This is a genomic window from Rahnella sp. R3(2024) (assembly GCF_042920125.1).
Lineage (GTDB): Bacteria > Pseudomonadota > Gammaproteobacteria > Enterobacterales > Enterobacteriaceae > Rahnella > Rahnella rivi.
Window position 1 is genome coordinate 92,483 of record NZ_JBHGBU010000003.1, and the last position, 24,098, is coordinate 116,580.

Annotated in this window: 20 protein-coding genes and 1 pseudogene; 14 read left to right on the forward strand and 7 right to left on the reverse strand. The window is 51.5% G+C overall.

The genetic code is table 11. From position 1 onward, the window contains the following. Positions 1 to 30: 30 nt before the first annotated feature. From ABSH60_RS23765 to ABSH60_RS23780, 4 genes are all read right to left on the reverse strand, one after another. On the reverse strand, positions 31 to 267 hold the full coding sequence (locus tag ABSH60_RS23765; protein ID WP_390976597.1) for a DUF905 family protein: 237 nt from the start codon (positions 265 to 267) through the stop codon (positions 31 to 33). A 59-nt stretch (positions 268 to 326) separates the two neighbouring features. Beyond that, positions 327 to 878 carry a single-stranded DNA-binding protein gene (ssb, locus tag ABSH60_RS23770; protein WP_390976599.1) on the reverse strand — a complete coding sequence of 184 codons (552 nt, stop codon included), beginning with the start codon at positions 876 to 878 and terminating at the stop codon, positions 327 to 329. 1,659 nt (positions 879 to 2,537) lie between these two features. After that, a complete protein-coding gene (locus ABSH60_RS23775; RefSeq protein WP_120509974.1) occupies positions 2,538 to 2,816 on the reverse strand; it encodes a ribbon-helix-helix domain-containing protein in 279 nt (92 codons plus the stop codon). After that, positions 2,816 to 3,451, reverse strand: a complete 636-nt coding sequence (locus ABSH60_RS23780) for an AAA family ATPase (protein ID WP_120509973.1) — start codon at positions 3,449 to 3,451, stop codon at positions 2,816 to 2,818. Before ABSH60_RS23780 ends, ABSH60_RS23775 begins: the two co-directional genes overlap by 1 nt. Positions 3,452 to 4,035: 584 nt before the next feature. Here ABSH60_RS23780 and umuD point away from each other — a divergent pair. After that, positions 4,036 to 4,458: a translesion error-prone DNA polymerase V autoproteolytic subunit gene (umuD, locus tag ABSH60_RS23785; RefSeq protein ID WP_101079546.1), complete on the forward strand. Its 423-nt coding sequence runs from the start codon at positions 4,036 to 4,038 to the stop codon at positions 4,456 to 4,458. Then, positions 4,458 to 5,723 carry a translesion error-prone DNA polymerase V subunit UmuC gene (locus ABSH60_RS23790; protein WP_390976602.1) on the forward strand — a complete coding sequence of 422 codons (1,266 nt, stop codon included), beginning with the start codon at positions 4,458 to 4,460 and terminating at the stop codon, positions 5,721 to 5,723. Before umuD ends, ABSH60_RS23790 begins: the two co-directional genes overlap by 1 nt. On the opposite strand, the gene ABSH60_RS23795 is transcribed toward ABSH60_RS23790, so the two are convergent. Continuing rightward, positions 5,720 to 6,427, reverse strand: coding sequence for an SOS response-associated peptidase family protein (locus tag ABSH60_RS23795; RefSeq protein ID WP_390976604.1), 708 nt, complete (start codon positions 6,425 to 6,427; stop codon positions 5,720 to 5,722). The two genes, ABSH60_RS23790 and ABSH60_RS23795, sit on opposite strands and share 4 nt — an antisense overlap. Positions 6,428 to 7,101: 674 nt before the next feature. After that, the gene (locus tag ABSH60_RS23800) at positions 7,102 to 8,151 is read right to left on the reverse strand and encodes a RepB family plasmid replication initiator protein (RefSeq protein WP_390976606.1); all 1,050 of its coding nucleotides are present in this window, start codon (positions 8,149 to 8,151) and stop codon (positions 7,102 to 7,104) included. 773 nt (positions 8,152 to 8,924) lie between these two features. On the opposite strand from ABSH60_RS23800, the pseudogene ABSH60_RS23805 reads away from it, so the two are divergent. Beyond that, a pseudogene (locus tag ABSH60_RS23805) lies at positions 8,925 to 9,598 on the forward strand (IS5 family transposase); the annotation flags it as partial. Between the two features lie 357 nt (positions 9,599 to 9,955). On the opposite strand, the gene ABSH60_RS23810 reads toward ABSH60_RS23805, so the two are convergent. After that, positions 9,956 to 10,225, reverse strand: a complete 270-nt coding sequence (locus tag ABSH60_RS23810; protein WP_390976608.1) for a hypothetical protein — start codon at positions 10,223 to 10,225, stop codon at positions 9,956 to 9,958. 427 nt (positions 10,226 to 10,652) lie between these two features. On the opposite strand from ABSH60_RS23810, the gene evgA reads away from it, so the two are divergent. The 11 genes from evgA (at position 10,653) to ABSH60_RS23865 (ending at position 24,040) form a co-directional block, all read left to right on the forward strand. Next, a complete protein-coding gene (gene evgA / locus ABSH60_RS23815; RefSeq protein ID WP_390976610.1) occupies positions 10,653 to 11,285 on the forward strand; it encodes an acid-sensing system DNA-binding response regulator EvgA in 633 nt (210 codons plus the stop codon). 25 nt (positions 11,286 to 11,310) lie between these two features. Further along, positions 11,311 to 14,889 carry a response regulator gene (locus ABSH60_RS23820; RefSeq protein ID WP_390976612.1) on the forward strand — a complete coding sequence of 1,193 codons (3,579 nt, stop codon included), beginning with the start codon at positions 11,311 to 11,313 and terminating at the stop codon, positions 14,887 to 14,889. A gap of 179 nt (positions 14,890 to 15,068) precedes the next feature. Then, positions 15,069 to 15,581, forward strand: a complete 513-nt coding sequence (locus ABSH60_RS23825; protein ID WP_390976614.1) for a fimbrial protein — start codon at positions 15,069 to 15,071, stop codon at positions 15,579 to 15,581. A gap of 117 nt (positions 15,582 to 15,698) precedes the next feature. Then, on the forward strand, positions 15,699 to 16,415 hold the full coding sequence (locus ABSH60_RS23830) for a fimbria/pilus periplasmic chaperone (protein WP_390976616.1): 717 nt from the start codon (positions 15,699 to 15,701) through the stop codon (positions 16,413 to 16,415). Beyond that, entirely contained in the window at positions 16,399 to 16,941 is a 543-nt protein-coding gene (locus ABSH60_RS23835) for a fimbrial protein (protein ID WP_390976618.1), read from the forward strand. Before ABSH60_RS23830 ends, ABSH60_RS23835 begins: the two co-directional genes overlap by 17 nt. 21 nt (positions 16,942 to 16,962) lie before the next feature. Next, the gene (locus tag ABSH60_RS23840) at positions 16,963 to 17,529 is read left to right on the forward strand and encodes a fimbrial protein (protein WP_217148712.1); all 567 of its coding nucleotides are present in this window, start codon (positions 16,963 to 16,965) and stop codon (positions 17,527 to 17,529) included. A gap of 10 nt (positions 17,530 to 17,539) precedes the next feature. Next, positions 17,540 to 18,286 carry a fimbria/pilus periplasmic chaperone gene (locus ABSH60_RS23845; RefSeq protein WP_390976620.1) on the forward strand — a complete coding sequence of 249 codons (747 nt, stop codon included), beginning with the start codon at positions 17,540 to 17,542 and terminating at the stop codon, positions 18,284 to 18,286. Further along, positions 18,283 to 19,038: a fimbria/pilus periplasmic chaperone gene (locus ABSH60_RS23850; protein WP_390976621.1), complete on the forward strand. Its 756-nt coding sequence runs from the start codon at positions 18,283 to 18,285 to the stop codon at positions 19,036 to 19,038. Before ABSH60_RS23845 ends, ABSH60_RS23850 begins: the two co-directional genes overlap by 4 nt. Before the next feature lie 91 nt (positions 19,039 to 19,129). Continuing rightward, positions 19,130 to 21,682, forward strand: coding sequence for a fimbria/pilus outer membrane usher protein (locus tag ABSH60_RS23855; RefSeq protein WP_390976623.1), 2,553 nt, complete (start codon positions 19,130 to 19,132; stop codon positions 21,680 to 21,682). Positions 21,683 to 21,737: 55 nt separating this feature from the next. Next, positions 21,738 to 22,868 (forward strand): hypothetical protein, encoded by a 1,131-nt coding sequence (locus tag ABSH60_RS23860; RefSeq protein ID WP_390976625.1) that lies wholly within the window; start codon positions 21,738 to 21,740, stop codon positions 22,866 to 22,868. Positions 22,869 to 22,924: 56 nt separating this feature from the next. After that, positions 22,925 to 24,040: a hypothetical protein gene (locus ABSH60_RS23865; protein WP_390976626.1), complete on the forward strand. Its 1,116-nt coding sequence runs from the start codon at positions 22,925 to 22,927 to the stop codon at positions 24,038 to 24,040. The last annotated feature ends 58 nt before the right edge of the window (positions 24,041 to 24,098 follow it).

Below are 24,098 nucleotides of genomic sequence, written 5' to 3' on the forward strand. Positions count from 1 at the left end.
CCCCATCGTCCGGCACCTTTACAGCCTGTCTTACTCTTTACTCACACCGTGACTGACGATGTACTTGTTAAGCTCCGCTCCGGCTTGCGGTTCAAAATCCCATCCCCGCCAGAGCATCTGGCCATCAATGCGGTGACGCACAACCAGACGGAAATGAGAACCCTGATCGTCCTCAATCGCGATATTCTCGTAAGCATCTGCAACGCCTTCAGCCTGTTGGCGGGTAAAAGTATCTTCCGGCAGCAGAACGTGATCGTGGTTTTCCATAACTCGGTACTCCCTGTGATACCCCGAAAATACGGGGCGGTTAATGTCAAAGGTCATCTTCAGAACGGGATATCATCGTCAAAATCAACCGGTGGGAATTCTCCCCCCTGAGGTGCGGATTGCTGCGCCGGTGCCATTTTGGAGGATTTTTTGCCGCGCGCGGTTTTTGCCGGTTTCGCGTCAGCGGCGAGTTCGCCGGAATGAGACGGGGCATTTGTCGGTGCCTGTGAACCCGCTGCGTCACCCGACTGACGGTTGCCCTGTGCGCTGCCCAGCATCTGCATCGTGCCGTTTGCCTTGACCACAATTTCCGTGGTGTAACGGTCGATGCCCTGCTCGTCCTGCCATTTGCGGGTCTGCAGCTGACCTTCGATGTAGACTTTTGCACCCTTGGTCAGGTATTCACCGGCAATTTCGGCAAGCTTTCCGAACACGACCACGCGGTGCCACTCTGTTTTTTCTTTTTGTTCGCCGGTGACTTTGTCACGCCAGTTTTCAGAGGTGGCCAGCGTCAGACTGACGACCGCGCCGCCGTTCGGCATGTAGCGCAGTTCCGATGCCTGACCTAAATTACCCACGATAATGACTTTGTTAATTCCACGTTCTGCCATGATGACACTCCTTATCTTTCAGGGCTTTTAGCCCATATCTTCGGTTAGATTCGCTTTGTCGCGACCTTGACGTTTTGTGGTATCCGGCTGTATTTCTGGCGGGGTGTTACCACATCTCCAGTTGAGTTCCTTCGCCGCAAGGGCGTAAAAAACACCGACGAGGGCGAACGTCCGGGGCGAACACGAAAGTTTTCGGAGGTACGAGGAAAAGTTTTGGGGGCGTATATTTACCCTGGACGGGCGACAGAGGCTGTGTTTTGGTCAGCCCCGGCGAGAGGGGCTTAACTGGAGAGACGGCACCCAAGATGGGCGTAGCGGATACCACCGCAACGACGACGAGCGGCAGCGAATCGCCGTTGCCCGACAGCGGCCTGCTGCTTTACCGCAGGCCAGTGAAGCGGCGCGGCCATTGGCCGCTGCAAGCGTGATGGGGATTTTGCGTCAGGATGGAAGCCCGAAGGGCAGAGACAGGCAGCCTGGCTCTGTTCACGACAGCCGTGCCGAAGGTGACGCCCTGCCCCTGATTTTCCGAAACTGCAAGTTACTTATATATATGTATATGAATGAAACTCTGTTCAAAAAGATCCAACCTCAGCAATGCCTATCGCGCCGTTTACTGTTATTCACTAAGAATCCTCATGCATTATTTGAACGCATTTTATTTTCTCAGCAAAACACCACAGAGAACTTTAAAAATGTTAAATAGTAAATATGAATTGTGAACTATGAAGTACTACGTGATAAAGAAAGCTATAACTTTGATCATAAAAAATAATTATGAAATAGTAAGCATTATCATTCATTAACACGTTTACCATGGTCATTAGCTCTACCTCACGCACACGGCCAAGTCCCCCGTCATAGAATCAACCCGACACCACGCGTTAATCACATGAATGAATTATGAATTATGAATTCATAAATAACACTTTTTGAACTTTTAATACCTCTCTATCAGCATGCTTGTGCATAGACACTCGACCTCCCAATGTCTCCCATGCTGTTCTCTATGGATAAGTATCCTTTCAAGCTAATGGTAAATGTCACTGTGGAGTTAGGAGTTAGGAGTTAGGAGTTAGGAGTTAGGAGTTAGGAGTTAGGAGTTAGGAGTTAGGAAGTATGATGTATGATGTAATAATTCTTATTACATGGGTATGAATTATGAATAGCGTATAAACAATAAAAAAATGATTAAGTAACTACTAATACTTCACACTTATGTGTTGTGACATACGCTCTGATAAAATCATACAAAGACGGGCATGCCTTCAACGTTTTTCGGAGAAGTTCAGTAATCGATATGATGTGTCACTTATGATTTATGAAGTATGAAACATCATTTATTCAGTAATATAGTTTGTTATGCCTGAACTTAAAACCCACAAAAATCACATTTCACACTTGGTATTTCATAAATAATCTAAACCACAGGAGGGCAGTGTTAAGTGTGATTTATTACTTAATACTTATTATCTAATAATGATTAAACCCACTCAGAAATGATTCCGATACCTTGGATTGAGAGTGTTCTTGAAACGTTGAACTCAAGGGGAGACGTTGGAAAGGAGAGAAGGCAATAAGGAACACGGTGGCTAAGGAAATGTATGAGATTGGTGAAAACGGCATTGGTAGCCGCTTGGTTACCAACGCCGCTTGGTATCAAACCTTTTTAAGGTAAGTATCCAGGGCATCACGAATGATTGCACTTACGCTTTTCGGGCTAATACCATTACGCTTATTATGCAGGGCAAGATCTTCAATCTCTCGCAGCGTGTTCTGAGGTAAAGAGATAGTTGTCCTTGTCAGAATTTCCTGCGCAGGTTCAGCAACAACTTTTTCGTCACCATAAGGGCGGTCGGCCAGTCTGTTAGCCAGAGCGTCAGCTTCAGCTTCTGTTACGACTCGGCGATTTGAAAATGGGGGTTTCTTTAAGGCCATTAAAATACCTCATTCAGCAATGCCAGAACTTCTGCCTTGGCTTTTTCGTTAGATGTCTCGAGTACTGATTTACCTTCTGACATAACATCACGGTAAACCTTTCGGTAACATGCTGTGGCGGTCAAAGGAATAAGCCCTTCAAACTCACGCACATACTCCAGAAACTCATGTCGTTCGTTACCCTGCAACAGCGGGTTAGTCGTCGCCATACTTTGATAGCAGTAGGCCTTAAGCTCAGGATTCAAATCGCGCATACTTTCCAGCTGCTGCTGCAGTTCAACCATAGTATCCAGGTCTAACTGTGAACACTGGTGGGGCGCGATAATCTGATGGGCAACGGTCCCCCCCGTGATCAACTCCCGGCTGTTGCGTCCCGCGACGTCCACGATGACATGAGCAAACTTTTCATCCAGGCTTCTCAGCGTTTGGGAAATGTTGTCTCGTTTTTCAATCAGGGTAATGGATGGAGTGATACCTGAGGCTTCGCGCTCTGCATACCATCTGGAAGCGGAACGCTGAACATCAGCATCGACAAGACAAACGTCCTCTCCACGAAGAGCCAGACCAACTGCCAGATTGATGGCCGTTGTTGTTTTGGCAGCACCGCCTTTATTGCATCCAATAATCGTGATCATTTGTCACCTGTGATATCGAAAGTAGCATTTCCTAAATGATAACTCATAAAATACATATGTGAAGTATTATCGAGTAATTATTATGTATGAAGTAATACTTATTCATATAGTTTGCTTCTTCAATAAGCAATAGTTACGGCGTAACTTCGCAACCGAGAAAAATTTAGACTTTATAAACATGAAGTTAACTATAAACCAATTGTCGACCTAAGCCCTGACCGCATACTGTGGGCTTACAGAAAATTAAGTCGAACCGCGAGATTCTAACCAGAACATTACCGGCAGAGAGTACTTCCCAGCATCAAGTTCTACATTTCATCAACAAGAACCCTCCGTATGCATGCTTATGAAATACCGCTTCCATTTAATCCCCCATGACTTCTTCAGTAAGAAAAAGCTACGTCATATTCCAAACATATTTAAAGTAAGACAGAAGAAACGTTGAGAACTGAAGGAATAGGGGGGCAAAATTTTTGTTTCCTTGCTGATCAGCAGCCTAAGACTTTTCTAAGCATAAGCCCTTCACAAGCTAAAGAACCCATGATTATACTGTATGCATAAACAGTATTTAGTGAGTATCAATCATGAATGTCTTTTACCCAACACCTGAGCCTTTGAAGCTGCTGACCCCTTTCTTTCAAGATAAAGTTCAGGCTGGATTTCCCTCGCCGGCGCAGGATTATATTGAGAAGGGCATTGACTTAAACGAGCTCTGTATAAATCATCCAGCCGCCACTTACTTTGTGATGGCCACAGGGATGAGTATGGTTGATGCGGGCATTTATGAAGGTTCGATGCTTGTTGTTGACAGGAGTCTACAGGCAAAGCATGGCGATATCATCATTGCTTCGCTTGCAGGTGAATACACTGTTAAGCGCCTCTGCTTACACCCGGTTGTTCAGCTGGTGCCAATGAATCCGGACTTCCCTCCCATCGTGTTGCATGACGGCGGAGATGAACTGGAAGTGTTTGGCGTTGTGACTTTCAGCATCAACGGATTTCAGTAATGTTCGCCCTAGCTGATGTAAACAGTTTTTATGCGAGCTGTGAAACTGTTTTCAGGCCTGACCTGAAGGGTAGACCTGTCGTGGTTTTAAGCAACAACGATGGTTGCGTAATTGCCCGCAGCGCCGAAGCAAAAAAACTCGGTATCAAGATGGGCGATCCGTTCTTCAAGATGCGGGCGCTTTTCGAGCAGCATAAGATCGTGACATTCAGCAGTAACTACGCGCTCTATGCAGATATGAGCACACGGGTAATGACGGTGTTAGAGGAGATGTCTCCAGCCGTAGAAATATACAGCATTGATGAAGCATTCATGAATTTGCAGGGAGTCAGTAACTGCAAGGATCTGGAGGAGTTCGGAAGGGAAGTGCGAGCCAAAGTTCTCCAGTGGACCGGACTCACTGTAGGTGTAGGCATTGCACCAACCAAAACGTTAGCAAAATTAGCCAATTACAGCGCAAAAAAATGGACAAAAACGGGTGGCGTTGTTGACCTTTCGCTAGCGACACGTCAACGAAAACTGATGGCACTCGTTGAAGTCGGGGAAGTCTGGGGTGTCGGACGCAGGATTTCAAAAAAGTTAAATGATATGGGGATTAAAACTGCCCTGCAGCTTGCAGATACCCCAACTCCTCTGATCCGCAAGCACTTCAACATTGTACTTGAACGTACAGTAAGAGAGTTACGTGGAGAGCCGTGTTTAGAACTGGAAGAGTTCGCACCGACAAAACAACAAATCGTTTGTTCCAGGTCATTCGGTGATCGCGTATCAGAATATGAAATGATGCGTGAAGCGATATGTAGCCATGCCGTGCGGGCTGCAGAGAAACTCCGGGGTGAGCATCAATACTGCCGGCATATCTCTGCGTTCATCAAAACAAGCCCTTTTGCTGTGAATGAAGTTTATTACGGTAAAACAGCGGGAACAAAGCTTCAGATACCTACGCAGGACAGCAGGGATATTGTGGCTGCCGCAACTAAATGTCTGGATGCAATATGGCAAGAGGGCCATCGCTTTCAGAAATGCGGCGTGATGCTGGGGGATTTTTACAGTCAGGGTATCGCACAGTTGGTTCTTTTCGACGAGAACAAGCCGCGTTCTAATAGTGAGCAGCTGATGGCGGTTCTCGATGGAATCAATCATAGCGGGAAAGGGCGGGTGTGGTTCGCTGGCCAAGGCGTGCAAAAATCCTGGGAAATGAAGCGTCAGATGCTCTCTCCAGCATATACAACACGCTTCAGTGAACTTTTGCGCGTCAAACTTTAAATTATTAGATCCCCAACAGGCTCGATTAGCTCGGAACCATTATTTCTTATGCTACCAACTTTTTTATTCACCGGATGCCATTGAAATTCAAACAGGGGTTCCGACTGCATCTGCGCTATCTCAAGAGCGCGCTGCGGGGAAGTATCGCAGTCTAACCATTCAAGTGCATCTGAAGGCTCTAATACCAGTGGCCGGCGGTCATGGATATCCAGTAGCCCTTCGTCGCTGGCAGCTGTGACGATAACAAAACCATCATCATCCGGGACCTCTAAGGCATCAGGGTGAAAACGACTTATCGCAGCGAAAAATAAGGGAGAATGTGATTTATGGTAGATGAAGTAGGGCTGCTTAATTTTCGGATCAGCCGGATCTTTTTTCCATTCATACCAGCCATCGGCTATCACTAACGCGCGTCCATGTTCGAACAGGGGTCTGAACATCCTGCTCGTTGCCACTGTCTCTACACGCGCGTTAATCATCGGTGGTCGCTTTGATTCTTTTGCCCAGGTGGGCTGATACCCCCAACTAACAGGATCGAGAAAGATTTTATCATCGCGTTGATTGATTATGAGCACGCGCGGCCCGGGACCGACGTTATAACGGCCAATAGGGATGTCATCGATGCCGCCTGCGAATTCTCTGTCAGGGGAAAGCACATCGATATAGTGAGAACGCGGTGCGTACTGGGTAAATCGTCCACACATAAAGAGCCCTCAGTTAGAATTCTAAGTATAGACAGTACACATGCTGAGAGGATTTCAAATAGCGGCACTGCTAAGCGCCCAAAATAGTGGATCAAACCGTTTTGAGGATAAGTGCCAGCGCACAGTGCCTAAGAGACCTCATAAGGAGTGTTTCAGGAGTATCACAGCAGAAGTGACAGTGTCTCAAATCCCCCCCCTACAACAATCGCTTACCTACAGTTAGGCATTTTACACATCCACTATAGAGAACATTCTCTTTGAGTGGGCATATATCCACTATGGTAAGTACCAACCACTACAGCGAGTGATATCCACTAGAGGGAGTAGAAAACCACTGTAGTCAGTAACGACCACTATGATGAGCATTAACCACTATAGAGTGCAAATAGCGACAGATCGTAATAAGTTAGTGACCACTGACTCAGAGGATATATAGGATTGCGGGTTAGTGACTACTAGGGGGGTAATGTCGAAATAAGTAAATAACCACTACAGTGAGTAGAGATTACTGACGACAGTGGTTAGATGAATTTTATAATGCCCGGCATGCTGTTTGCAGTGGATAGTCTGCTCACTACAGTGGTTGGCTTGCTTGCCACAGTGGTTAAGGAAAAAGCCTGCTATCTACTTTTTTCAGCAGACTTTCGGCTTCAGGGAATAACAGGGCAATGAAACTATTTCTTCGCCTGGCGAAGTTGTTCAAGCAACTCAAGCTCTTCTTTGGTTAGCATAACCATCTCACGCGGCGCTGCCGAGTCGCTATCCTTCTCAGCGGAGACATCAATGATATTTTCATCGTCCAGGACGTCATAGACATCGTCACCAATACCCGTAGGGATCTGAGCCGGCCTCAATTTTGGCCGCCTATAGTGGATACAGAAGTACACAGCTTTACCACGTTTGACCTCCGTATAATCGAGATAGCCGATAGCCTTAAGCTGTTCCATCGCCTTACGAACAGTTGCGTTCTGTGTGATGGCTCGTGATGTCAGATTAAGACGAGCACGCAGGCGAGACATGGAAATCGGAGCGGGATCAGTCGGAAGACTTTCGATGAACGTATAGAGAGCCTGAGCAGACTCTTTGCGGGAGAGTTCATTGATGGCACGTAGCTGGAGAAGAACTTTTTTATCGAACTGATAAAGTTCAAAAATCTTCGGATCTGCCTGCAGCTCTACGGCGTCCTTCTTCGGGCTGTATTTTGCTGACTGAACAAGGTGGGTAACGTAATAGTCCCCCTCTTTGTTCGAAAAAGACAACGTGTTAGTTGCGATACGTTCAAGAGAGGCTTCCAGACGCGCCCTGAGCTTCGCTGAGGAGCGTGCTGAGGGAATGCCACATAATTTAGCGAACTCAACGAAAGGCAGGTATACAGAGTCTCCCAAGACCTTGTGCTTCGCAAAAGCATGGATGATCCCAACCCAGGTCTTGAAATCGTTGTCCATATCAAGCCGTGCACCGGTGATCTTAATGTTCTCATATCCTTCAGACTTCACGATCGAAAGCTGCTTCAGCTCAGAAGTGACATCCATTGAGTTCATCTGACCCTTACGGCCGCGGGCAGTAGACTTCAAAGTAGGTACAAATAAGCCCAACCGCATCAATGCTACAGGCTGAACAGTGTTATTGCTGTTAGGAACCAGAGTAACAAGTTCACCCGTTCGCTTATCGGTTTCAGAGAAAGCCTTCGCTATCTCTATGTTTTTAGGCTCATTTTCAGACATTATCAGCTCTCACAAGGAATGTGGATAAGAGACTCGTAATACACAATACAGTGGATACTAACACTCACTATAGCGGTTTTACCACAGGTCATAGTGGTTAGTTTGCTTTTCACAGTGGTTGTTTTACTGACTACAGCGGTTAACGATCTTAGTTTTTCCCAGATAGGACAAGGTCTGCAGAGGAGCGGGGATCTCTTTGGGTCTTATAGGTTCTATAAGGATCTTATTATTGGATCGAAGCATAGGATAACTTTAAAAACAGAGCGTTAAGTTTGTAGATAAAGATCCTCGGAGTGATCACAACCGAGAACTCACTCAGTGATTAAACTGTGAACATTATTTTCACCAAATCAATCACCTTGAGGATTATTTATAGGTTTCAGCGACTTATCAAAGTCATTTTGTAAGAACACTATCCACAGCTCGATTGCTGATTTACTCACTGTAGTGGTTTTAACTTCCTCACCAGCGAAGTTAATTTGCCCTTCATAGTGGTTAATATGCTCATTATAGCGGTTGGTTTACTTCTCATAGTGGTTAGCAATGCCGATTAAACCCTTGTAGAACGTGGCTTACAGAGGAGCTGGGATCTCTTTTGATCTATTAGATGATCTATATAGGATCTTATTATTGGATCTAAGCTGTTTAAAAGTGGATAACTCAAAAATCAAACGCCCTTTAGAAGAATTGTTATTGGCATCGTCCCTCAATCGTTCTGACACGGTTATGAGCTTTGTTGAATAAATCGAACTTTTGGTCATGATCAGGATCAGATCATCACATTCCCGCTCCGTTGCCCGGATTATTCCTCCATCAGCAGGCAGGCTAAATCCGTCAGCATCCCATTCAAAAACCCGACACGCGGTGAAATTGCCCGTTTGATTATCGATCCAACCGGATTAAAGTCTTCGATGAGGGTGAGCGGAAGGTGAAAATACACGACCAGGAAATGCGCCGTGTCTACTGGAAACTGCACCTGACGGTAGACGCTGATACGCATGAGATTATCTGCGCTGACCTGTCCCTAAACAACGTGACTGATGCAAAGGCATTCGGGGGCTTATCCGTCAGACGCACAGGAAAATCAGGGCTGCCTGTGCCGACAGTGCTTATGACACAAAACGGTGCCACAACGAGTTGCTGCGCAAAAAAATTAAGGCGCTTATCTCGCCGCGAACGCACGCCGGCTAATGCAGGTGGAGTATGCCGTCAGAAATCAGGCGGTTGCCCGGCAACGGCTCACGAAAGCAATGCATACTGAAAATGGCACACGGCTTACAACCGACGTTTGGTGGCTAAAACGGCAATGTACCGTGTCAAACAGCTATTGGTGGGCATCTTACGTTGCGGGATTATGATGCGCAGGTTGGGGAGGTTATGGCCATGATCCGTGCCTTAAACAAAAATGACGTGTGCAGGGATGCCAGAAAGTGTGTGGATTGTCTGAGGAAGTCAGTGACGAAAGGCGCTTTTATCTAAATCCGAATTGTTCAACATAGCCCTATCAAAGCGATTAAGCAGGGGGGGCAGGATAATTTCTCGCTACAGGCCGAGTTTTCCACCGCCAGTTCGTTGCTGGATAACAACGACATTGGCCTGCAAAATGGCGCGAAAATGATGCTGTATTACGATCAGGATCAAGGGATTATCTTCAATCGTTACGATGATTTTGCCGCGCTGAACAATGTGAATAAGGTGACGACAAACTTCACCGCCAGACTGAGTGCTATTCCCGGCCGGGCGCTGACGCTCGGGCAGTTTAATGCGTCAGTGGTCGTCAAAATTACCGAAAGAAAGACGAAGGTTAAAGCTGACACTGATCAGCCTGCAAGGTGCGCCGGTATATTTGAATGGCTTTATCCAGCGCGGCTTTGCTGCTGTTCACGGCGATCAGAGCGTGTTGAATATCTTCCTGCGACACTGCCGACGCGCCGCCGGACTGGATCCGGCGGTTGTAATCATTCAATGCCTCCTGATAGGCCATCTGTGCTTTCAGAATACGGGCGTTATTACGGTCATCTCTAGCGTAACGCGCTTTAACCATGCTGAACGTTTCGACCCGCTTCACCGTCATAACCGGCTCCTCCGGCTTATTCAAGGGGGCGGAAACCGGGAGGGGATTTCTGGCAATATAAATACGGTGGATTTCTGGCGGAGGGGGCGAATTAAAATAAAAACAGGGAACACACAGCAAGTTAAATATAAAAAATAAAGCCAGAAATATTAATTGTTTTTCGGTTCTCTTCATGAGAATAGTTAACCCCACGCATACCGACGCGTGTTGAGGTGATCCATCATTGAAATTGAAAAGTAAGAATAAACGTCACTGCCGCTGAAATACACCAGACGCATCGGAAACTTTTGCAGGGAATATCCTACACGTGAAGTCCGAAGTGGATATTAATTATCAGATACTATTTTTCTTAATATGCATAGAAATGGGCATTCGGAGTATGTAGACTGAAAATAGTCCCCTTGCTGAAAAAGAAGACTGCCAGAGCATGAGCAAAACCCATAAATTAAATGCGGTCATTGTTGACGATCATCCGCTAGCCCGTATGGCGATCAGAAACTTGCTGGAAAGCGAGGGGATCACCGTGGTCGGTGAAGCCGGTGATGGCGCACAGGCGTTGCACCTAGTGGATCAGTTGTATCCGGATCTGGTGATCGTGGATGTAGATATCCCGGTGATGAGCGGCATTGAGGTGGTCGAAAAACTGCGTAAGCAAGCATTTAACCGTATTATTATTGTGGTGTCTGCCAAGAACGATCTGTTTTACGGCAAACGCAGTGCTGATGCGGGGGCGAACGCCTTTATTAGTAAAAAAGAGGGGATGACCAATATTATCGCGGCGGTAAATGCCTCCCTGAATGGCTACAGTTATTTTCCTTTATCCCTGCATGCTTTTATGGGCAGCCTTTCCTCGGAGCAAGAAATGTTGCAGTCGCTGTCCAGTCAGGAAATCAAAGTGATGCGGTATATTCTCGCGGGTACTGATAATATGAAAATTGCCTCGGAGATGAACATCAGCAATAAAACGGTGAGCACCTACAAAAGCCGCTTAATGGAAAAACTGAACTGCAGGTCGTTAATGGATCTCTTCTCTTTTGCCCAACGCAATAAAATCGGGTAATGCCATGATCCGCCGGGTGATGGCCATGATGTTTCTTTTGCTGGTAGTCGTCTGCCCGCTGCGCGCGGCCACGCCTGAACCAGTAACCCTCACCCTTGCAAGCGATTATCAGGTCTTTACCCCTGCGCTGCCGTTAAGCCACCTTGATCTGCTGTGGCTGGCGGCCAAACGGACACTGACTGTCGGCGTGTATGGCACGGAAACTCCGCCGTTGAACATGAATACCTCCACTGGTCGTTACCGGGGGATGAACGCCGATTATTTGTTGCTGCTGGAAAATTCACTGCAAGTCCGCGTAGTGATCAAACACTATGCGGATCAGGGACAGGCCCTGACTGCCCTGCAGGGCGGCAACCTTGATCTGATCCTGACCTCCCCGTCGGGGGGAGAACCGCTGGCGGCACCGTTCGCCGCCTCGCTGCCGCTGGTCCGCGCTTTTCCGACGCTGGTGACCCGTCAGGCCGACGTGATGAAACCTTTGTCGGATGAGCATGACGCGGTGAAAGTGGCAATTAAACAAGGCTATCCTTCCGACGCCTTTATCAAAACGGTGTTTCCGCAGGCGCAGATCACCGCCTATGCGGATAACTATCTGGCGCTGGCGTCGGTTGCCAATAAAGAAAACGACTACTTTTTCGGTAACAATCTCACCTCCAGTTTTATTCTGGTGCGCGATTTTTATCAGGCGCTGGACATGGTGAAATTCTGGCGTGAACCTCAGACCGGCAACGCGTTTATTGTGCTCGCCAGCCAGCCGCAGTTACGAGGCATTCTCGATGCCTTCATCAGTTCCCTGAGCGAGCAGACACACAAACAGGTGGCGCAGTCCTGGGTGGATAACGGCAATATTTCCTTTTTAAATAAGGCGATGAAACTCACGCCGCAGGAAGAACGTTGGGTCTCCCGCCATCCGGTGCTGCATGTGCTGATTAACCCGTATTATGCCCCGTTCAGCATGATTGACGACAATCAGGAAATCCGCGGCCTCCTTGGCGATATTCTCAACCTGATCCAGTTGCAGACCGGCTTGTCCTTCGAACCGGTGATCGCCAATTCCAACAGCGACATGGTGAATATCATGCGTAAAGGCGGCTGGGATATTCTGCCCACGGCCACTCACAGTACCGAACGCGAAGAGCAGATGTTATTTACCCATCCGTTTATTGCCACGCCGTTTGTGCTGGTGACCCGCGCCACAAGCGGGCAGGAGGATAGTCTGTCGCCTGGGTCGAAAGTGGCAATACCGGCGTATCATCCGCTGAGTGAAAAGCTGAAGAAGAAATATCCAGGCGTGACCTGGGTGATTGCCGAAAATACCAGTACGGCGCTGAGCAAACTGATGCTCGGCGATGTGGACGCTGTGGTGTCTACCCAGCTCGCGTCGCGGTTTATCATCGATCACTATTATCCTGAGATGATGACCTATACCCGCATTCCGGATGAGCCGTCGGCACAAATTGCCTTTGCTATCCCGCGAGACGCGCTGGAATTACAAAGTATTCTGAACAAGGCGCTGGATGATATTCCGCCGAAAGAGATCCTCAATCTGGCCGGGAAATGGGTGAAAGCGCCGGATGTGAAAATCGGCACCTGGAATCTGTATAACCGGCCATTTTATCTGGTGGCAGGACTGGCCGCATTGCTGGTCATCAGCAGCCTGCTGTGGGGTGTCTACCTTCTGCGGGCTATCAGCCGAGGCAAGGCGTCGCAGGCGGCGCTGAGTTATCAGCTGATCCTGCGTCAGACCTTGTCCAACGCCATTCCGGTGCCGGTGTATGTCATCACGCCGGACGGTGAACTGGAAAGCCACAACAGCGCCTTTGGTGAATTCTTCACGCCGGAACGCCGCGAGGCCATGCGCTATTCGCTGTATGACCGCCGCAGCCCGCTGGCGGATGTGTTCCCCGATGTTCAGCAGGAAATCCAGAAAGGGCTGTCGCCGGATACGGTGATCACTCATCAGTTGGTGCTTAATAATGGCGAAGAAGATCGCCTGATCCTGCACTGGCTCACCTCATGCCGGATGCCGGATGAGTTGCCCGCCACCCTGATTTGCGGCTGGCAGGACATCACCGAATCCCGTCAACTGATGAAAGCGTTGCAGGTCGAGAAAGACAAAGCCATCGATGCCAGTCAGGCGAAAAGCCGTTTTCTCGCCAGCATGAGCCATGAAATCCGCACGCCGGTCAGCTCGATCATGGGATTCCTGGAACTGCTGACCACGCGTAAACAAAGCGCAGAAGAAGTCAAAGACACCATCGAACTGGCCTACAGCACCGCGCAGACGTTGATCGGCCTGATTGGAGACGTGCTGGACATGGAAAAAATCGAGTCGGGCAATTTTACCCTGACACCGGAATGGGTCGATCTGGACTCGCTGATCCACACCACGGTGGCGAATTTCGACGGGCTGGCGCGGCAGAAAAACCTCAGGCTGACGGTGGACTGCCGCCTCGAAGCGGGCAAAACCCTGTGGCTCGATCCGCAGGCCACCAAACAGGTGCTGGCGAATCTGCTTAGTAACGCCGTCAAGTTTACGCAGGAAGGTGGTGTCGAGGTGATGGCGCACACGCAGGCGCTGGGCGAGGAAAGGGTATGCTTGTCACTCAGCGTGCGGGATTCCGGACCTGGGATCAGCGCCGGTGAGCAGCAGCTACTGTTCAAACCTTTTAGTCAGACGCAGGTCGGCAAGCGCAATATCGGCTCCGGGCTGGGACTGGTGATTTGCCGTGAAATGGTGGAACGCATGGCCGGGCAGATGAGCATCGCCAGTCAGCCGGACATGGGCACCACCATGATGGTCACGCTGATGACGCAATCCTCTGACCATGCGCCCGCCGTGCCGCTGATCGCCGAGCAGCAGGCGACCCTGCCAGTCACATTGCGCATCCTGATTGCCGAAGATAATCCGACCAACCGGCTGTTGCTGCGCCGTCAGCTGGACATGCTCGGCTACCATGTGGATGAGGCCGAAGACGGCCTTCAGGCACTCGGTCTCATCCAGAATCAAGAGTATGACCTGCTGATCACCGATCTGAATATGCCCCATATGGACGGCATCACGCTGACGCGGCGGGTGCGGGAACGCGATCAGCAGATGGTGATCTGGGGGCTGACTGCCAACGCGCAGACCGACGAAAAAGAACGCTGTCTGGCGGCGGGCATGAATATGTGCCTGTTTAAACCCATCGACCTGCAACAACTGAAAGCCGCCCTCAGCGGCGTGAACCTGCCCGCCGCGAGTCTGGCGCTGGAAGAGTTTGTCGATATGCCGACGCTGGAAGCGCACAGTCTCGGCGACAAAAAACTGATGATGCAGATGCTGGAACAGTCGCGGACGGAGAATGAAAAGGATCTAACTGCCGCATCACAGGCGCTGGCGCAGCATGAATGGGGCGTCCTGCAACATCACCTGCACCGCATTAACGGCACTTTGCAACTGCTGAGTGCGACGGCATTGCATGAACTTACCGAAAAATTAGAAGACGCTCTGGCCGCCGGAGAAACCGGGCCGGTGATTAAAGAAAATCTTAATGTGTTGGAACAACAAATACGGATGTTCAACAGCGCTATTGAAATGTATACTAAAACTTCCCGCCATTAATAAACTCTGCCATTGTAATATATTTTTTATCCTACACATGTAGTCTGCGCCCTTCGTGAAAATAAAGCCTCTCTGATATTTTATCTTTTCTCCCCTGAGTATTATCTCCTCCTCAGCCACGGCAGGCTGAAATAACTTTTCTCTTGTTGTAATACTTATATTGAATAAAGGATTTAGTAATGAAAAAAATTATCGCCCTTGCGCCTGTTGCTTTGATGATGGCTCTGGCAGGTCAGGTTCAGGCTGCAACTCAGGCTGACGTCCAGCTGCAGGGCAATATTGTCGACACCACGTGTGAAGTGACGGCAAATAACGGCGCTTCCACCTTGAATGTCGGTTCTTTCTCTAAAATCGCTTTCGACGCAGCGAAAAAACAGATTGGTGAAGAACCACTGCTGGTGTCCCTGAAAAACTGTAGCAAAGACGAAGCGGGTGCTTTACAGGTCAGCGGTATCGTTGCGACCGGTAACGAAACTGTGTTCGTGAGCGACGTTGCTCAGTCCGCAGGTTTCATGATGACCCGTGAAGACGGCACCACTCAAGTGACCAACAACACCAGCATCCCGGTTGTTGCTGATATGACTGGCGCACTGACTTATACCTTCAACACCGGTATGGCCGTTCTGGATAAAGCTAACGTTCTGCCGGGTGCTTACCACGCGCCGATCAAAATCTCTTACGTGAGCAACTAAGCGTAAAGAACCTGAAGTACGGGACCCGTCGTAAGGCGCGAGCAGTACGGCAATAAGCGTCCGGAAAAGAGAGGTTCTATGAAACCTCTCTTTTTCAATTAACTGGCAGAGAACATTATGAAGTTTATTCACAAGTTAGGCGTTATTTTAAGCCTGGGGATATTATTGACCCCGCCAGCAATCGCAAGTATTGCGGTGGGTTCCTCCCGCATTATTTTTACGGCATCTGACAGCAGTCAGAGTATTGACATTAATAACCGATCTCATAATCAACCTTATCTTATTAATGTCGGTATTTCAGAAAGTCTCTCAGCGAAATCATCGAACAGCGTGTTCATGCCAACCCCGGCGTTATTTCGCATCGAGCCTGATTCCGCTAATAAAATCCGGATCCTGAAAAAATCCAATTCTCTGCCGGGTGACCGGGAGTCGGTCTTTTATTTAAATATTCTGGCGATCCCGACCGGTAAAACAGGTCAGGAAAATAATGATAATAAAGTCGGTGGAACCTTACAGGTGGCGACCGGTAATACCCTGAAGCTGTTCCATCGTCCGGATAACCTGCCGATGACGCAAAAAGAAGCGATGGGCAAATTGCAGTTTTCCAGAGCAGGCCAGAGCGTGAAGGTGTCCAATCCGACGCCGTATTTTATCTCGCTAAACAAACTGACGATTAACGGCAAAAAGATCCCGCTCGATGTTATTAAAGGCACCAGCATGATTGCGCCTTTCGCATCAAATAATTATCCGGTGACAGCCGGGCAGGGCAAAGCCGAGTGGGCAGCGATTAACGATTTTGGCGGTGTGGAGACGTTCCGTGGCACGGTTAATTAAACAGGTTTCATCGGCACTTTTGCTGATTTTATCCGGCGTTTCTGCCGGTCAGGTACTGGCTGCCACCACTGACATTAAAGCCACGGTAATGGATGGCAATTGTCAGGTGGCGATCGACACGCCGACGCTCAAATTCGACACAAAAGATGTTACGCAATTTGCGACCGGTACCGCCGCCATTCTGCCACTGGCGGTCAGTGTGAACTGCGAAGGAATGCAGGGCAAAACGCCGTCGCTGACTGTGTCCGGGGAATCCGCTCAGCTCAGCGACACGCAGCTGTTTCGCTCGGCCAGTTCCACGGCGAAGTACGTCGGTTTTATGCTGAAAAAAGGCACGCTGAATAACCTCAGTGATTTTTATAACGCGGCCGGTACGGTTGCGCCCGGTGATTCGGTGGCGATCACTCAGGATGACGGCACATCTGTGCAACCTTTCTCGGTGGGACTGGTGCGTAGCGCCGGTGATCCGCTGCTGACGGCGGGTGCGGTCAGCGCAAAAATCACCTTCGCCTTTATTTTCCCTTAACGCTTTCAACAGACAGACACCATGAAAAATCACATTTCTTTATCAGGACACCACGTTGCCCTGAGGGCTTCGCTTTGCCTGTGCCTGCTGGCGATGGCGGGTCACGCGGTGGCGGCAACAGAGGTGCAGTTTACGGCCACATTCCAGGCGCCGACCTGCCAGGTTTCCGCGCCGCCGGTGCTGGATTTCGGCGCGGTGCAGTCTTCCGGTATCCGCAGCGGCGACAGCCTGGCCAATCCGTTACCGCTGACGGTGACCCTGTCGCAGTGCGCCGGTTTTGTCGGTGCGGTGCAAAAACCTGTGGTGAAAGTGTCGGGAACCGGCAACACAAGTTCCGGCGATTTTCTGTTCCTGCAACCGGCGTCCTCACAGGTGGTGAATTACGGCGTACGCATCGTGAACGCGACGGGTGATGTGGTGAACAACACCACGTTGCTGCCGGTGCCGCTGAACGCCACCAATTTTGATGGCGGCAACGTCAGCATTCCGCTGAAAGCGGCGCTGTCCTGTGGCACCAAATGCAGCGATGCCGCCACCAAAGGCGGCACGCTGAACGCCAGCGTCACCTTTGATTTCGCCTATCAGTAAGGGGTTTTCTGTGCAGTTTATTTCTCTTTTAGTACGCCGTGCCGCACTCATTTTAATGGGCATTGTGACGCTGATTCAGGGCGCTTTTGCCGCTGATGGGGGGATCAGCCTCAGCCGTACGCGGGTGATTTTTCAGTCAACCGACAGCGCCCAGACGCTGACCGTGCAAAACCACGGTTCCCGGCCTTATCTGGTGCAGTCGGCGGTCGTCGGGTCACCGCAAGGCCGTGAAGTTGCGCCTTTTCTGACCACGCCGCCGCTGTTCCGGCTGGAAGAAAATAGCAAAAACACCCTGCGCATTTTGCGTAAGGACGATGCGGCGCTGCCTGCTGACCGTGAGTCGGTGTTTTATTTCACCGCGATCGCCGTACCTGCGATGACGGAACCGAAAGAAGCGGAAGACGCCTCGCTGGCGGCGCGGATTTCGGTTGGTATTCAGAACACCATCAAGCTGTTTTACCGCCCTGCAGGGCTGCCGATGACGGCGGAGGAAGCGCAGGGGCGTCTGACGTTTCATCTTCAGGACGGCAGCATCGAGGTAAAAAATCCGACGCCTTACTTCCTGACGTTTTCACGTCTGGCGTTTGATGGCCACGACGTGGCGGTGCGAGACGTTGTGCCGATGATCCCTCCATTCTCGCAGGCCAGTTATCCGGTGAGTGGTCAGGTTAAGCAGGCGCAGTGGACGGTGATTAATGATTACGGCGGCAACAGCCCGCTATTTTCAGCCGCTGTGCGGAACGGAGGGAAATCATGACGTTTTCGCTGAAAGTGCCGCTGCTGATTGCCGCGCTGGCACTGGCATTGCCGTGTGTTGCCGCGCCGGAACAGCCTTCCGGCCTGTCGATCAATCAGTTCCGCCTTGTGTATCCGGCATCGGAAACCAAAGGCATCACCTGGTCAATGACCAATAACACCCACCGTGCGTATCTGATGCAGTCATGGGTGCGGCCGCTGGATTTGGCCACCGGTTTACCGGCGACAGAACAAAACGATAAAGCGCCCGCCACGGCCATTCCGCTGCTGGTGACGCCGCCGTTAAAACGTGTTGATCCGGGTGAACAGCTCCAGCTGCGTATCCGTCTTACCGACATGACGCTGCCGCAGGACAGGGAATCAGTGTTTTACCTGTCGGTAAAAGGTATCCCGTCGGTGCCGGATAAAGACAACCAGACCGGCGGCCAGCTGGTGGTCGCGGTGGTCAACAACATGAAGTTGTTCTACCGACCGGAAGGTTTACCGCCAGGCGGCGTCACTAAGGCGTCTGAGCAGCTGCGTTTCAGCCTGCAAGGGGATGCGCTGGTGGTGGATAACCCGACGCCGTTTTACCTCAACTTCAGCCAGCTGAAAGTGGGCGGAAAAACCTTACCGGCAGCCGATCTGCGCACGCTGGTACCGCCGAAAGGGCAGCAGCGCTATCCCGTTCCTGAAGGGGCGCGGGGCGAGGTGGAATGGCAGGTGATCGGCGAAGACAGCCGGGTGACGCCCGCCCAGCGTAAGACATTGTAAGACCGGGGAAATCCGGAATCGCTAATCATATATTACAGAGCAGGGAACGACCTTGAGTAAGAAATTGACATCCTGTTTAAGGACTAACGGAATGGCAGCCAGCACCCGCGCCTTCCCGCGCAAAACGCTTGCGCTGTTTGTATTAATGAGCTGCCAGAACGCGTGGGCAGCAGATTACTTCGATCCTGAATTGCTGTCGCTGGGAAGCGGCGCATCGGATGTCGATCTCTCCGCGTTTTCCCTGGCGGGCGGCGTGGCGGAAGGGAAGTATCCGGTCACTATCTTCGTCAACCAGCGTGAAGCGGTCTCCCGCGAACTGGTGTTCGGCAAAAACGCCCACGGCAATATTGCGCCTGAACTGACGCCGGAATTGCTCGGCGCGCTGGGTGTGAATGTGGATCAGTTGCCTGCATTTAAAGGCTTAGCGAAAGACAAACCGGTGGATGATCTGACGGTGCTTATCCCGCAATCCGCGGTGAAATTCGATTTATCCCGCCTGCGGCTGGACGTCAGCATCCCGCAGGTGGCGATGCAGCCGGGCAGTGACAGCCAGACGGATCCGTCACAGTGGGACGACGGCATTCCGGCGATGTTGTTTAACTACAACGTCAGTGCCGGTCGCAATGAGCAGACGCTCAACAGCGATACCCGCGTGAATAACAACTTGTTTGCCAACGTGCAGACCGGCGCAAACGCCGGTGCCTGGCGGCTGCGCAGTACGCTGACGCACAGCCACACTGATACCAGTGGTAGCAGCAGTAATAACGACAGCACGCATTTTTCCAATACCTATCTGTCGCGCGATATCCGTGACTGGCGTTCTCGCGTGACCATGGGCGAAGCCAATACTGGCAGTGACGTGCTGGACGGCGTGCCGTTCCGCGGCGTGCAGCTGAATTCGTCCGAACAGATGATGCCTTCGCGTCTGCGCGGTTTTGCGCCGCTGATCACCGGCGTAGCCAGCAGTAACGCCCGCGTGACCGTGCGTCAGAACGGCTACGTGGTATATGAAACCTACGTCGCACCGGGCCCGTTTGAAATTAAGGATCTGTATCAGGCAGGGTCCTCCGGTGACCTGGACGTGGCAGTGACCGAAGCCGATGGCAGCGTGCATAGCTTCGTGGTGCCGTATTCCTCCCTGCCGGTGATGCTGCGACCGGGCGCCATGAAATATGAAGTGACCGCCGGACGTTATGATGGCGGTACGACGCAGGGCTCACGCGAATCAGAATTCGTGCTGGCGACGCTGATTTATGGCTTACCAAAAAACCTGACGCTGTACGGCGGTCTGCTGGGCTCCCAAAACTACAGTGCGCTGAGCATGGGTTCAGGTATTTCGCTGGGCGATCTTGGCGCAATGTCTGTGGACGGCACTTTCTCCAGCACGAAGCTGGAAGAAAAAGATCGTCAGGCGGGGGGGTCATGGCGGGTGCGTTACTCCAAAAGTATGTTGACCACCGGCACTTCTTTTGACCTGACGGCGCTGCGTTATTCCACCCGAAATTATTACAGTTTCGCGGAATACAACAGCATGGGTTATGCGCAGAAGGATGATGTGTCGCCGTGGACGATGAGCCGTCGGCGCAGCAGTTTCCAGACGCAGGTAACACAGCAACTTGGGGATTATGGCTCGGTGAGTTTGCGCGCCAACCGTGATGATTATTGGGGGTCGACCAAAACGCTAACCAGCCTGTCATCCGGTTACAACGGCAGTTATCACGGCGTCAGCTACGGCATGTATTACACCGTGGATCGCATGAAAGGCAACGGCGACTGGCCGGAAAACCGTCAGGTTTCCTTCAACCTGAGCGTGCCGTTCAGCATCTTCAGCTATTCGTCTGCGTTGCAAAACACTTACGCGACCAGCCAGATATCTCACGACAACCATGGACGCACGCAGAATCAGGCGGGGATTTCCGGCAGCAACCAGAACGGCGCGTTGTCGTACAGCGTAATGCAGGGCTGGGGCAATCAGGATCAGGCCAGTAACAGCAACCTGAATCTGGGTTATCAGGGCAGCAAAGGCAACGTTTCTGCAGGTTACGGTTACTCAAACGACATGCGTTCGATGAACGTCAACATGAGCGGTGGCGCGGTGGCCCATGCGCAAGGTGTGACGCTGTCACGTCCCCTGGGCAGTTCGGTGGCGCTGGTCAGCGCGCCGGGTGCGGAAGGCGTCAGCCTGTCTAATGGCGGTGGCAAAACCGATTCGCGCGGGTTCGCCGTGGTGCCGTATCTGTCGGATTACAGCCGCAACAACGTCGGTCTCGATCCGAGCACGTTACCGGACAACGTCGATTTGCCGCAAAACCAGAAAGTGGTGTACCCGACCAACGGCGCGGTGGTGAAAACTGACTTTGCCACGCGTATCGGTTATCAGGTGTTGATGTCCCTGACGCGGGCTGGCGGCGTAGTGCCGTTCGGCGCCACCGCATCACTGCTGGAAAACACGGGTCGTGAGGAAATCACCGGCATCGTCGGCGATAACGGCCAGGTGTATCTGACCGGCCTGCCGGAAAAAGGCCAGCTGGCGGTGTCGTGGGGCAAAGGCAACGATAAACAGTGCCGCGTCAGTTATGACCTGAAGGGGCTGAAACCGACGGCACAAATGCCGGTTATTCAGCTGAACGGCGAATGCCGCTGATAAAAGGCCGCGCACCGTTGCGCGGCCTTAATGCACACCAATTTAAGGAGCAGTCATGACTGCAAGGATGTTATTGGGGTCTGTGGCTCTGATGTGGGGAATGAACTGCGCTGCACTCGAGCTGAAATCGGGTTATCAGGTGGTCAGTGACGTGGTCAACACCCGGCTGACGTGGACCGAGGGCGATACCATTCCGGGCAATAAACCCGGCTGGTATTACTCACAAAACGTGGTGCCTTTTATGGCATCAGGTGTCGCGGGCACCGTGGTGGTTTCCCCCGTGCCGGTGCCCAGCGCGGGATGTGCGTCGATGTATCCGATGAAATCCTATGACGGTTATCGCGGTTATGAGATTTCCCCCGGCATTCTGGTGATCCCGTTCGGTTCTATATCCGGCCAGATTGTTATCAATTCCGGGACGATGAACCCGCTCGCCACCGGTGGCACGTTTATCCCTAACGGCGCGCCGGATCTGAACACCGTGTCTTCCGCGTCATGGGACAAATCCGGCAATGGCAGCGGCGACATCAGTGTGCGCTCCGACTGTCTGGGGGTGAAGACCACCTTTAACCAGTCGTTCGGCGCGGTGGAAATGAACAGCGGCGGCGGTTCGCAGTCGGCAATGGGTTACGGCGTCTATGTGCAGCCGGGAGCCGCCAAAATGGCGGTGAAAACTGTCTATGCGCAGGCCGGGCGTGGCTACAGCTGGAACGTCACGCCGGCGACCTTTGACCGGCGTATCCTGTCGCTGGCGTGGAGCGGCATGGACTGTACGGTGAATTCAACGCCTGCGATTGCTTTCGGTGATGTCACGCCGGATGACCGCAAGGTCGCGGTGAACTCCTCGGTGGATGTGACGTGCAGTAATCCTTCCGGCACCGCGCTGCCGGTGTCCTATTCGGTAACGCCGAAAACACAGGCCGGTGACCATTTCAGCATTCCGATGAAGTCGGCCAGCGGCACCGTTGATGGCGATGTGCGCGGTTTTCTAGGCGCATTCGCGACCACAGAAGCCGGTTGTGCAGACCGCACTTCCTCATTGCCGATGGACGGCACGAAAGTCAGCCTGCACACGGTCACTACCAGCACGAACTGGTCTGATCCACTGGTCTGGGTGTTATGCCCACGGACGACCGCAGAACCCGGTCCGGCCACGGCGGCGGTGACTCTTGACATGAGCTGGTAATCAACCCCATCGGGCCAGATTTTAGTCTCTACAAAATTATTGATATAGGAAATAAGATGTCTGTTTTTATACGTTTTTTGGCGAAAGCCTTCCGCCGACGCGGGATCCAATGCATGGCCGCTATTGCACTGTTATCTTGTCAGGCGGCATTCGCGGTGAATCTCCCGCAGGGTTATACTCGTCTCGGTACCTGGACGCCGACCATCAACGGTACGGCTCATGGACCTTACGCTAGCTCTACCGCTCTGACATACGGATGGGGCTGGAAACTATCGGCCTGGCAAACCACGCCAAATGACGGAAATGGTGCAACCTGCTCAATAGCGGGCCTGCCCTACACCACGGTAGACGGTTGGTCGGGATACGAGATCCAAAAGGGCGTATTAATTGTCCTGACCGGCAGTCTGAACGCGACGACCATTACGGCGACGCCGACCGGCAACGCCAACGTGGTCACCGACACCTATTCCGCCACCTGGGACAGTAAAGGGGCCATCATCACTGACTGGCAGACGCCCGGCACCGCGTCGCATTGTGCGGCGATAAAGCGTCCGATCAGCGGCAACTTCTACATTCTTGACGGGTCTAGCACTTCGATGAATGTTTCGTACGGGGTGTATGTTTCACCAAGCGCCGCGGCAGGTCCGTTGCCCACAACCTATCTGCAACTGCATAAAACCAGTGGAAATAACAGACAGTCTCTGCTGAGCTTCAGTGATCTGGTCGTGGCCAGCACGCAATGTTCGATGAACACAGCGGCGGTCGTGCCATTCGGTGACGTGACGCCGGGTCAGGGAACGGACGGCAAGGGGATTGCGGTGCAGTCTTCGCTGAATGTGAACTGTACTAACGACGCCGGTACAAGCGCGGATGTCACCTATTCCGTGACCCCGAAAACCCAGGCAGGCGACGATTATTCGCTGCCGATGATCTCGACCGCAGGCGGCAGCGTTGCGGGTGATATCCGTGGCTTTATTGGCTCAAATGCCACCGCAGATGCCGGATGCACAACCAAAGGCTCGTCCATGCGTATGGATAGCAGCAAAGCGGCGCTGCGCACGGTGTCTTCCACACAGTCGTGGTCTGACAATCTGGTGTGGGTGTTGTGTCCGCGCCCGACGGCAGAACCTGGCCCGGCGACGGCGGCGGCGACCCTGGATATCAACTGGTAACACACCTTCATTACGGATAACAAAAAAGGCGGACTGCATCAGAGCAGCCCGCCTTTTT